The sequence below is a fragment of the Streptomyces cucumeris genome, assembly GCF_024295805.1.
GTDB classification, from domain to species: domain Bacteria; phylum Actinomycetota; class Actinomycetes; order Streptomycetales; family Streptomycetaceae; genus Streptomyces; species Streptomyces cucumeris.
In genome coordinates, this window is the sequence record NZ_JANCLX010000032.1 from 104,420 (window position 1) to 112,119 (window position 7,700).

The 7,700-nt window shown below is 74.0% G+C and carries 7 protein-coding genes; 3 read left to right on the forward strand and 4 right to left on the reverse strand.

Going from position 1 to position 7,700, the window contains the following annotated elements; genetic code table 11:
• Window positions 1-35: 35 nt before the first annotated feature.
• Window positions 36-1,208 (reverse strand): xylose isomerase, encoded by a 1,173-nt coding sequence (gene xylA / locus NMK44_RS33280; protein WP_254750138.1) that lies wholly within the window; start codon window positions 1,206-1,208, stop codon window positions 36-38.
• 141 nt (window positions 1,209-1,349) lie between these two features.
• On the opposite strand from xylA, the gene xylB reads away from it, so the two are divergent.
• Together xylB and NMK44_RS33290 are read left to right on the forward strand one after the other, a co-directional pair.
• Complete coding sequence (gene xylB / locus NMK44_RS33285; protein ID WP_374215377.1) at window positions 1,350-2,792, forward strand: xylulokinase; 1,443 nt, start codon at window positions 1,350-1,352, stop codon at window positions 2,790-2,792.
• Window positions 2,793-2,816: 24 nt separating this feature from the next.
• On the forward strand, window positions 2,817-4,058 hold the full coding sequence (locus tag NMK44_RS33290) for an ROK family protein (RefSeq protein ID WP_254750142.1): 1,242 nt from the start codon (window positions 2,817-2,819) through the stop codon (window positions 4,056-4,058).
• Here the strand turns inward: NMK44_RS33290 and NMK44_RS33295 are convergent.
• The 3 genes from NMK44_RS33295 to NMK44_RS33305 form a co-directional block, all read right to left on the reverse strand.
• A complete protein-coding gene (locus tag NMK44_RS33295; protein ID WP_254750144.1) occupies window positions 4,027-5,031 on the reverse strand; it encodes a GNAT family N-acetyltransferase in 1,005 nt (334 codons plus the stop codon). The genes NMK44_RS33290 and NMK44_RS33295 overlap by 32 nt on opposite strands.
• The gene (locus NMK44_RS33300) at window positions 5,028-5,516 is read right to left on the reverse strand and encodes a GNAT family N-acetyltransferase (protein ID WP_254750146.1); all 489 of its coding nucleotides are present in this window, start codon (window positions 5,514-5,516) and stop codon (window positions 5,028-5,030) included. The genes NMK44_RS33295 and NMK44_RS33300 overlap by 4 nt, the downstream gene beginning before the upstream one ends.
• Window positions 5,517-5,583: 67 nt before the next feature.
• Window positions 5,584-6,447: a phosphatidylinositol-specific phospholipase C/glycerophosphodiester phosphodiesterase family protein gene (locus NMK44_RS33305; protein WP_254750148.1), complete on the reverse strand. Its 864-nt coding sequence runs from the start codon at window positions 6,445-6,447 to the stop codon at window positions 5,584-5,586.
• Window positions 6,448-6,805: 358 nt separating this feature from the next.
• Between NMK44_RS33305 and NMK44_RS33310 the strand changes: the two genes are divergently transcribed.
• Window positions 6,806-7,700: family 2B encapsulin nanocompartment shell protein (locus tag NMK44_RS33310; RefSeq protein WP_254750150.1), on the forward strand; the 895-nt coding region annotated here is incomplete at its 3' end.

The window sequence follows — 7,700 nt, forward strand, 5'->3', positions numbered from 1 at the left end:
GCGCTCGGCACGGCCGCTGCCCGGGCGCCCGCTCCTCAGCTCCGCGCCCCCAGCAGATGGTCCATGGCGAGCTGGTCGAGGCGTTCGAAGGCCATACCGCGTACGGCGGCGGCCTCGGCGTCGAAGTCCTCGAAGGCGGAGCGGTCCGCGAGCAGCGCGGCCGGGGTCTCCCCCTCGCCCAGGGTGGGCCGGGCCAGCTCGTCCAGGCGCGAGGCGCGCAGCGCCTCCCGGACCTCCGGATCGGCGCGGAAGGCCGCGGCCCGCTCCTTGAGGATGAGGTAGTTGCGCATACAGCCGGCGGCGGAGGCCCAGACGCCCTCGGCGTCCTCGGTGCGCGGCGGTTTGAAGTCGAAGTGGCGCGGCCCTTGGTACCCGGCCGTCTCCAGGAGGTCGACGAGCCAGAAGGCGGCCCGCAGATCGCCCGCGCCGAAGCGCAGGTCCTGGTCGTACTTGATACCGGACTGGCCGTTGAGGTCGATGTGGAAGAGCTTGTCCGCCCACATCGCCTGGGCGATGCCGTGCGGGAAGTTCAGCCCGGCCATCTGCTCATGGCCGACCTCGGGGTTCACCCCGAACAGCCCGGGCCGCTCCAGCCGCTCGATGAAGGCGAGCGCGTGGCCGACGGTCGGCAGCAGGATGTCGCCACGCGGCTCGTTCGGCTTGGGCTCTATGGCGAAGCGCAGATCGTAGCCCTGCTCAGTGACGTACGCGCCGAGCAGGTCGAACGCCTCCTTCATCCGGTCCAGCGCGGCCCGTACGTCCTTGGCGGCGCCGGACTCCGCACCCTCGCGGCCGCCCCAGGCCACATAGGTGGTGGCGCCCAGTTCGACGGCGAGGTCGATGTTGCGGAGGGTCTTGCGCAGGGCGTAGCGGCGTACGTCCCGGTCGTTGGCGGTGAAGGCGCCGTCCTTGAAGACCGGATGGGTGAACAGGTTGGTGGTGGCCATGGGCACGGTCATCCCGGTGGCCTCCAGGGCCTGGCGGAACCGCTTGACACGGGCGTCGCGCTCGGCCTCCGGGGCACCGTGGGGGATCAGGTCGTCGTCGTGGAACGTGACGCCCCAGGCTCCGAGTTCGGCGAGACGGGTCACGCTCTCCACGGGGTCGAGCGCCGGGCGGGTGGCCTCGCCGAACGGGTCCCGGCCCTGCCAGCCGACGGTCCACAGGCCGAAGCTGAACCGGTCCTCGGGGGTGGGGGTGTAGCGCATCGCGGCTCCCTCGCCTATTTCGTCATGGCGATTTACAAATTAGTATGCGCAAGCATTCCGGGGAAGCCCCGGCCATCCGCAGCGCCGGCGGCGCACCCGCACACCTGGGACGCAGAGGGAGAGCCCGAGATGGCAGCAGCCGTGCCCGTACCGGAAGGACCGCTGGTCATCGGCGTGGACAGCTCCACGCAGTCGACCAAGGCGCTGGTCGTGGACTCCGCGACGGGGCGGGTCGTGGCACGCGGTCAGGCCCCGCACACCGTCACCGGCGGCGGTGACGGCACCGGCAAGGAGTCCGTGCCGGAGCAGTGGTGGGAGGCGCTGACCGAGGCGCTGCGCCAGTGCGGGGCCTCCGCTCACGAGGCGGCCGCGGTCTCCGTCGGCGGTCAGCAGCACGGTCTGGTCACCCTGGACGCCTCCGGCCGCTCGGTCCGGCCCGCGCTGCTCTGGAACGACGTGCGCTCGGCGCCGCAGCGTGACCGGCTGGTGGCGGAGCTGGGCGGCCCGGAGGCGTGCGCGGAACGGATCGGAAGCGTGCCCGCGCCCGCCTTCACCGTCACCAAATGGGCCTGGCTCAGCGAGAACGAACCGGAGGCGGCGCGCGCCACCACGGCCGTACGCCTCCCCCACGACTATCTGACCGAGCGGCTGACCGGCCAGGGCACCACCGACCGCGGGGATGTGTCGGGCACCGGCTGGTGGGCGTCGGCGACCGAGGCGTACGACGAGGAGATCCTGGAGCGGGTGGGGCTGTCCCCGGACGCGCTGCCCCGGGTGCTGCGCCACGGTGAGGCCGCCGGGACCGTACGGGACCTGCCGGACCTCCCGCTGCCCGGCGGCGCCCTGGTGGCCACCGGTACCGGCGACAACATGGCGGCCGCCCTCGGGCTCGGACTGCGCCCCGGTCAGCCGGTGCTCAGTCTGGGGACCTCCGGCACGGTGTACGCGGTCTCGGAGCGGCGGCCCGCCGACGCCACCGGCGTGGTCGCGGGGTTCGCCGATGCCCGGGACGCCTGGCTGCCGCTCGCGTGCACCCTCAACTGCACGCTGGCGGTGGACCGGATCGCCGCGCTGCTCGGCCGGGACCGGGAGGCGGTGGAGCCCGGCGGGTCCGCCGTACTGCTGCCCTTCCTGGACGGCGAGCGCACTCCGCATCTGCCGGACGCCTCCGGACTGCTGCACGGGCTGCGCCATGACACCACACCCGGCCAGGTGCTCCAAGCCGCCTATGACGGCGCGGTGTTCGCCCTCCTCACCGCCTTGGACCGGGTACTGGACGGGGGCGGCTCGTCCGACGTGCCCCTGCTCCTGATCGGCGGCGGCGCCAAGGGGACGGCCTGGCGGGAGACGGTGCGCCGGCTCAGCGGCCGCCCCGTCCAGGTGCCGCGCGCCCAGGAGTTGGTCGCCCTCGGCGCGGCGGCCCAGGCGGCCGGACTGCTGCTGGGCGAGGACCCGGCGGCGGTGGCCCGGCGCTGGGCGACGGCCCAGGGGCCGTCCTACGATGCGGTGCCACGCGAGGACGCGACACTGGAGCGTCTCGCGGGGGTGCTGTCCGACGCCGACGGTCTGCTCCACCGGACCTGACGCCCCCGAGAGGAGACCACGACGGTGGCAGCGCCACTGCCCAACACCCAGCAGGCGATGCGCCGGCGCAATCTGTCCCTCGTCCTGCACGCCGTGGCCGGGCGGGGTCCGCTGTCCCGCGCGGCGGTCGCCGGTGAGGTGGGGCTGACCCGGGCAGCGGTCTCGACCCTCGTCGACGAGCTGATCCGGGACGGCCTGCTGGTCGAGCTGGGCCCCTCCCGGCCCGGTACGGTCGGCCGCCCCGGCAGCGCGCTCCAGCTCGACGACCGCGGTCCGGCCGGACTCGGCGCGGAGCTCGGTGTGGACCGGCTGGCCGTGTGCGCGGTGGACCTGCGCGGGCGGATACGGGCCCGGACCGAGATCGCGGCGGCGAACCGGGACCGCGACCCGGAACCGGTCCTCGGTCAACTGGCGGCGCTGGTACGGCAGGTGGCGGCCGAAGCGGCGGACACCGGGCTGCGCCCGGTGGGACTGACGGTGGCGGTACCCGGTCTGGTGGCGCGTGGCTCGTCCCTGGTCGTCCGTGCCCCCAACCTCGGCTGGGCGGACGTGGACATCGGCCCCCGGCTCCGCGCCGGACTGCCCGGCCTCCCCCTCACGGTCGGCAACGAGGCCAATCTGGGCGCGCTCGCCGAACTGTGGCGCGGTGGCCACGACCCGGAACTCCGTGACTTCGTCCATGTCTCGGCCGAGATCGGCATCGGGGCGGCGGTGGTGCTCGACGGTCGGCTCCTGCGCGGTACACGGGGCTTCGCGGGCGAGCTGGGCCATATGCCGGTACGCCCCGAGGGAGCCGAGTGTCCCTGCGGCGGCCGCGGCTGTCTGGAACGGTACGCGGGCGAGGAGGCGGTGCTCCGGGCGAGCGGCCTCTCCCCCGAGCAGGCCACCGCCGAACACCCCGGCCCCGGCGGCCGGATCGCCCTGCTGGCCGTGCGGGCCGCCGCGGGCGACCGCCGGATCCGGCGCGCGCTGCGCGACGCGGGGACGGCCCTCGGGATCGCGCTCGCGGGCACGGTGAACCTGCTGGACCCGCAGAAGGTGGTGCTCGGCGGAGCACTCACCCCGCTGGCGCCCTGGCTGCTGCCCGCCCTGGAACGGGAGCTGGGACGACGGGTGGCGGACCCGGCCCGGCCGGGCCGGGAGACGGTCACCGTGTCCCGGCTGGGCGCGGAGGGTCCGCTGCTCGGCGCCGCCCACTCGGTCGTCCGGGCGGTCCTCGACGATCCCGCGGCGTTCAAGGACCCGCGACGTGCTCCGGCCCGGTGAGCCGCGGGTCGAGAACGCGGTGCAGCCGGTAGGCGGCCGGACGGAAGCCCCGGCGCGGCCAGAAGACGGAGGACAGCGGATTGGCGGCCCGCCAGTCGGAGGCGCAGACGGTGAAGCCGCGGCGTGCCGCGTCCGCCAGTGCCCACCGGCTCAGCCGGGTTCCGATCCCGGAGCCGCGGGCGTGCGGGGCGGTGGCGGCCAGCATCAGCTCCACCGACCCCCGGGGTTTGACGAGCGTGGACTCCTCCGCCGGGACGGGGCGCATGACGAGGAAGCCGTCGACGCCTCCGCTCCCCTCCGCGATCCAGTAGGCCACGTCCGGGTCGTTCAGCAGCTCCAGATGGCCGGGGCGCAGCACGTCCCACATCGGCTGGTCGGTGAAGGCGAAGACGGGCGGGGCCGTGTGGGCGGCGTTGACGAGACCGAGCAGTGGCTCCAGTGCGCCGATGTCCGCGGGCACGGCGCGGCGGACACCGCTGGGCGGTCGCTCCTCCGCCGTACCACCGGGCAGCTCCAGCAGCGCGTGCACCTGCTCATGGGCGAAGGCGAGCGCGAGCCACGAGGACAGATCGGCGGCGGGTGCCACCGTGTAGTGGTGCAGTCGGCCGTCCGCGACCCATGGACCCGACAGATGCGCGTACAGCCGCTGGAGCACCACGGGGCCCTCGTCCGGCGCGTACGCCGCGTCCTGGAGCCGGGACCAGCAGTGGCGGCCCCGCTGCCCCTCGCCGGTCCGGGCGAGCAGATAGCCCACGACCGCGCCGCCGCGCAGGGCGACCGCGCCACGGGCGCCGTCGTCCCAGGCCCGGCGCAGCAGCTCGGCACAGGCCGCCGGGGAGGTGTGCCGCTCGTCGAGGGCGGGCTCTGTCTCCCGGTCGCGCCGGTGCCGCGCGGCCAGCAGCTCCGCCGCCGCCCCGAGCCGCTCCGGGCCGAACGGTTCGAGGGCGAGGCCCGACGCTCCGGCCGCGCTCACAGATACCGGTGCATGATGTGGAGGCCGACGAAGCCCTTCGCCGGATGCTCGAACGCCTCCGGGACGGTGCCCACCACCTCGAAGCCCAGTGAGCGCCACAGGGCGACCGCCCGGGTGTTGCTCTCGACGACGGCGTTGAACTGCATGCCCCGGTAGCCCTCGGACCGCGCCCACTCCAGGACGTGTTCGCCCAGCGCCCGTCCGACGCCGCGCCCGGCGTGCTCGGGCGCCACCATGAAGCTGGCGCTGGCGATGTGCGCACCGGGACCCATGTGGTTGGGGTTCATCTTGGCCGAGCCGAGCACGGTGCCGTCCGCATCGGTGGCGACGACGGTACGGCTCGGTGGCTCCAGCATCCAGATGTCGCGGGCCCGGTCCTCGTCGAGGTCGCGGGGATAGGTGTAGGTCTCGCCCGCGGCGACGATGCGGTGCAGGAAGGGCCAGATCGCGGGCCAGTCCTCGGGGGTGGCGGTCCTGATGAGCATGGGGGCCAGCATGACGCCGGGGGTGGCGGACCGCGACTGGTTTTCACCGCGCGCCACCCCCGCGCCGTCAGCCGGCTCCGCGCAGGAAGTCCTCCAGGCCCGCCAGGTCATCGGTGTTGAGGTGGTCGACGCCGGCGGCCAGCAGTGCGCGCCACAGGGCCACGCGCTCCGGCCCGGGCACGTCGGGCGTGGCCCAGAAGCGCACCCGCCGGCCGGCACGGTGCGCCGCCGTGACGATCCGGCCCAGTTCCTCCCGCTCCGCGGGCGGCATGGGGCCCGCGCCCTGCCAGGTGAAGGTCTTGTTCCAGTCGGCACTGATGAGTGGGATGAACGAGGCGGGCACCCCCGTGCCGAGGTCCTCCAGCCGCCCGTCGTAGAAGGCGTGGCGCACCTTTTCGGCCTCCATCGGGGCGCGGGCACCCCGGTCGCCGGAGATGACGGCGGTGACCGGGCCGCGGCGCACCCGGCCGCCGATCCCGCCGTGGACGGCGCTGAACATCGGTCCGTAGCGGCGCAGCCGCCCGGCCAGTTCGCGGTAGGTGGCCTCGCCCGGGGTCTTGAGGTCGATCAGCAGCTGGAGGGAGAGGTCGTGGCCGCGGTAGACCCGGCCCCCGTTGGCCTTCACCCGGCGGGCCAGCGGGTCGAGGTAGAGCGACTCCAGGGTGCGGGTGGGGTCCAGGTCGGTGGCGTCGTGGGCGACCAGCAGCGCGCCGTCCACCAGCCAGATGTCGGCCTCGACGCTGCCGAAGCCGTGGGAGAGCGCGTCGGTGAGCGGGCGGGGGTGCTCGTAGTCGTTGTGCGCGTGGGCCCTGGCCAGCGGCGGCGCGGGCCTGTCTGTGGCCCTCGCAGCGGCGCGGGCGGGGACGGCCGCACCGCCCGCCACGGCTGCTCCGAGGGTGACGACAAAGGCGCGGCGCGTACGGCGTTCCATGGGGCCTCCCGGCTCTCGTCCCGGCGTGCTCGGATGTGCGCGCTGAACGCCAGTGAGTATCGGGGCGTGAGGGCCCCAAAGGGCAGAGCCGTGCGAAGAGTTCCGCCTCCGGACCGCGGCCATTCCCCCGCCGTTCCCGCCCGGCCGGGGCGCCCGGATGCACCGTCCGCCGTCCGTGGGCGCCGGAGAGCCCCGCCTCCGGGAACCCGAGTATTTACCCATTCCTTGCCTTCTCCCGAACCCTCCCGGTGGCCACACTTTTGAGTGAATGCGCAGGTCCAAAGGCCGCTGATAGCTTGTGAGTTGCTCAGGGAGAGATTTCTTCTGAGGTCCGTACAGGGGTGGGTGAGCATTCACGATGACGACGTCCGTTGAACCAGGTTCCGGTACCGACAATTCGCGGCCGCTGTCGAGTCTGGGCACGGCGGCGGCGCGGAATCTGGCGACGACGACCAAGTCCGTTCCGCAGATGCAGGGAATTTCCTCGCGGTGGCTGCTGCGCATGCTGCCGTGGGTGCATGTGCCGGGCGGTGCCTACCGGGTGAACCGGCGGGCCTCGCACACCCTCGGGGACGGCAGGGTGGAGTTCACCACCACCGGTGCCGAGGTCCGGGTGATCCCGGTCGAGCTGAGGGAGCTCCCGCTGCTCCGCGGGTTCGAGGACCCCGAGGTCCTCGATGCCCTGGCGAACCGCTTCACCCAGCGGGAGCTGGCTCCCGGCGAGGTGCTGGTGGAGGCCGGGCGTCCGGCCGACGAGCTGTATCTGATCGCCCACGGCAAGGTGGACAAGCTGGCCGAGGGCGCCTTCGACGACCCCGCGGTGGTCGGCACGGCCGCGGGCGGTGACCACCTCGGCGAGCGGGAGCTGGCCTCGGCCGACGGTGGCACCTGGGGCGTCACCGTCAAGGCGGTCACCTCCTGCACCGTGCTGGCGCTGCCCCGGTGGGAGTTCGAGGAGCAGATGGAGCGCTCCGGGGCGCTGCGGGAGCATGTGGAGGCGGTGCGGGCGGCACCGGAGGCACCGCGGAACGAGCATGGCGAAGCGTCCATCGAGCTGTCCGCCGGCCATGCGGGCGAGCCGCTGCTGCCGGGCACCTTCGCCGAGTACGAGCTCGCGCCCCGCGAATACGAGCTGAGCGTGGCCCAGACCGTGCTGCGGGTCCACACCAGGGTCGCCGACCTCTACAACGACCCCATGGACCAGGTGGAGCAGCAGCTCCGCCTGACCATCGAGGCCCTGCGCGAACGCCAGG